At 72.2% G+C, this 2616-nt stretch carries 5 protein-coding genes; all 5 read left to right on the top strand.

Going from position 1 to position 2616, the window contains the following annotated elements; genetic code table 11:
• Positions 1-210, top strand: a 210-nt coding sequence (locus EFK10_RS30625; RefSeq protein ID WP_206305647.1) for a 4Fe-4S dicluster domain-containing protein, incomplete at its 5' end; no start/stop codon positions are given.
• The gene (locus tag EFK10_RS30620) at positions 207-665 is read left to right on the top strand and encodes a cyclic nucleotide-binding domain-containing protein (RefSeq protein ID WP_127358909.1); all 459 of its coding nucleotides are present in this window, start codon (positions 207-209) and stop codon (positions 663-665) included. The genes EFK10_RS30625 and EFK10_RS30620, both read left to right, overlap by 4 nt.
• A complete protein-coding gene (locus tag EFK10_RS30615) occupies positions 662-1480 on the top strand; it encodes an FAD/NAD(P)-binding protein (protein ID WP_127358908.1) in 819 nt (272 codons plus the stop codon). The genes EFK10_RS30620 and EFK10_RS30615 overlap by 4 nt, the downstream gene beginning before the upstream one ends.
• A 1-nt stretch (position 1481) precedes the next feature.
• Complete coding sequence (locus EFK10_RS30610) at positions 1482-2276, top strand: NADH-quinone oxidoreductase subunit B family protein (protein ID WP_127358907.1); 795 nt, start codon at positions 1482-1484, stop codon at positions 2274-2276.
• A partial coding sequence (locus EFK10_RS30605; RefSeq protein ID WP_206305646.1) for a nickel-dependent hydrogenase large subunit occupies positions 2273-2616 on the top strand: 344 nt, incomplete at its 3' end. The genes EFK10_RS30610 and EFK10_RS30605, both read left to right, overlap by 4 nt.

Here is a 2616-nt window from a genome sequence, read left to right as displayed (position 1 = left end):
CGTGAGTCCGGGCGCAGCCGTTACCGGCAGTGGCTGACCCACAAACTCGGCACCTGGTACGACCAGTTCGGCTCTTCCGGCTGCGTCGGCTGCGGCCGCTGCATCGTGTGGTGCCCGGTCGGCATCGACATCACCGAGGAGGCGGCCGCGCTCCACGCGGAGACCTGGCCCGCGGCGTCCGAGGGCCCTGAGGGCGGAGAGCTGCCATGACCACCACGGCGCATCTGCTCGACGCCCTGCCCGCCGGAAGCCGGGAGCGGCTGCTGCGGCTGGGACACGAGGTGACCTACCCCGCCGGTGCCCTGATCTTCGAGGAAGGCGGCAGCGCCGACCGCTTCTGGATCATCAGCGGCGGATCGGTCACGCTCAACCTCCACGTCCCGGGCCGCCGCCCGCCCACGGTCGAGACCCTTGGTCCCGGCGACCTGCTCGGCTGGTCGTGGCTGTTCCCGCCGTACGTGTGGCACCTGGGAGCCGCGGCCCGCAGCCCGGTACGCGCCGACGAATTCGACGCGGCGACGGTGCGCGTCCTGTGCGGGGAGGACCTCGCTCTCGGGTACGCGCTGACACACGCCGTGGCCGGGATCATCGCCCACCGCCTCAAGGCCACCCGTATGCGCCTGCTCGACCTCTACGGTCCCTACGGAAGCGGGCCGGCGACATGACGACACCGGTGCCATATCAGGTGGTGCGCCGGGACAGCGAGACGGCGGACACCGCGACCGTCGCCCTGCGGCCGGTCGGCGCGGTGCTGCCGTCGTTCCGGCCCGGCCAGTTCGCGATGCTGTACGCGTTCGGGGTCGGCGAGATCCCGGTCTCCGTCAGCGGTATCACGCCTACCGACCAGGGCCTGGCCCATACCGTCCGGGCCGTGGGCGCCGTCTCGGGCGCCCTCTACGGGCTGCGGCCCGGCAGCACCGTGGGAGTGCGCGGCCCGTTCGGCACCGCCTGGGACCTGCCGGCCGCTCAGGGACGCGATCTGCTGATCGTGGCCGGCGGCCTCGGCCTGGCACCGCTGCGCCCGGTGGTGGCCGACGCGCTCGCGGAGCCGGTGGACCGCTACGGACAGGTCAATGTGCTCATCGGCGCGCGCACCCCCGACGACCTGCTGTACCGCGCCGAGATCGACCACTGGTCCGTCGCGCGTGCCGCCCACGTCTCCGTCACCGTAGACCGCCCCGACGACCGCTGGACGGGGGAAGTCGGCATGGTCACGACCCTGCTCGACCGGGCGCGGTTCCACCCGCCCGGCAGCGCGGCATTCGTCTGCGGTCCTGAGCCGATGATCCGCGCCACGGCCCGCGAACTCGTCCACCGCGGCGTCCCCGCCGAACGGATCCGCGTGTCGCTGGAGCGCAACATGCGCTGCGCGACAGGACATTGTGGCCACTGCCAGCTCGGGACCGTGCTGCTGTGCCGCGACGGCCCGGTCCTGGGCTGGGACCGCGCCGAGCCGCTGCTCGCCGTAAGGGAGCTGTGACATGCCCGCGACGCATCCGAAGCTCGCCGTGTGGAAGCTCGCCTCCTGCGACGGCTGCCAGCTCACCCTCCTGGACTGCGAGGACGAACTGCTGACGCTGTCCGGGCAGGTGGAGATCGCTCACTTCCTTGAGGCGTCCAGCGCCGCGGGCCCGGGACCGTATGACCTGTCGCTGGTGGAGGGCTCGGTGACCACCGCAGCCGACGCCGAGCGGGTCAGGCACATCCGCGCCGTCTCCCGCCGCGTGGTCACCATCGGCGCCTGCGCCACCGCAGGCGGGATCCAGGCGCTGCGCAACTTCGCCGACGTCGAGGAGTTCCGGGCCGCGGTCTACGCCCGCCCGGACTACATCGAGACGCTGGCCACCTCCACCCCGGTCTCCGCCCACGTGCCGGTGGACTTCGAGCTGCAGGGCTGTCCCATCGACCGCCGCCAACTGCTCGAAGTCATCACCGCCCACCTCGCCGGGCGCAAACCGGGCATCCCCGGGCACAGCGTCTGCTTCGAATGCAAGCGGCGAGGCACCGTATGCGTCACCGTTGCGCACGGCACACCCTGCCTGGGCCCAGTCACCCATTCCGGCTGCGGCGCCATCTGCCCGGCCTACGGACGCGGCTGCTACGGCTGCTTCGGCCCGTCGGCCTCCACGAACCTGCCCGCCCTGATCCCGCGCCTGCGCACCGACGGCCTGGACGACCGTGACGTCCTGCGGCTCCTGCGCACCTTCAACGCCTACGCCCCCGCCTTCGCCGAAGCCTCGACAGCGCTGGAACATGACGAAGGGAGCACCCCGTGACCCATCGCGGATCCCGTGTACTGCACGTCGGCTCGCTGTCCCGGGTCGAGGGCGAGGGCGCCCTGCACCTGCGCGTGCACGACGGCCGGGTGGCCGAGGCGCGGCTGCAGATCTACGAACCGCCGCGGTTCTTCGAGGCGTTCCTGCGCGGCCGCGCGTACACCGAGCCGCCGGACATCACCGCCCGGGTGTGCGGGATCTGCCCGGTCGCGTACCAGATGAGCGCGTGCGCGGCGGTCGAGGACGCCTGCGGGATCACCGTGGACGGCCAACTCGCCGAGCTGCGACGGCTGTTGTACTGCGGGGAGTGGATCGAGAGCCAGACCCTGCACATCTATCT

This window comes from Streptomyces soli (assembly GCF_003999195.1).
GTDB classification, from domain to species: domain Bacteria; phylum Actinomycetota; class Actinomycetes; order Streptomycetales; family Streptomycetaceae; genus Actinacidiphila; species Actinacidiphila soli.
This window is presented reverse-complemented; position numbering and strand designations above follow the sequence as displayed.

Coding starts and splice junctions, on each gene's coding strand:
- EFK10_RS30620 (WP_127358909.1), top strand. CDS start 207: ATGACCACCACGGCGCATCTGCTCGACGCCCTGCCCGCCGGAAGCCGG.
- EFK10_RS30615 (WP_127358908.1), top strand. CDS start 662: ATGACGACACCGGTGCCATATCAGGTGGTGCGCCGGGACAGCGAGACG.
- EFK10_RS30610 (WP_127358907.1), top strand. CDS start 1,482: ATGCCCGCGACGCATCCGAAGCTCGCCGTGTGGAAGCTCGCCTCCTGC.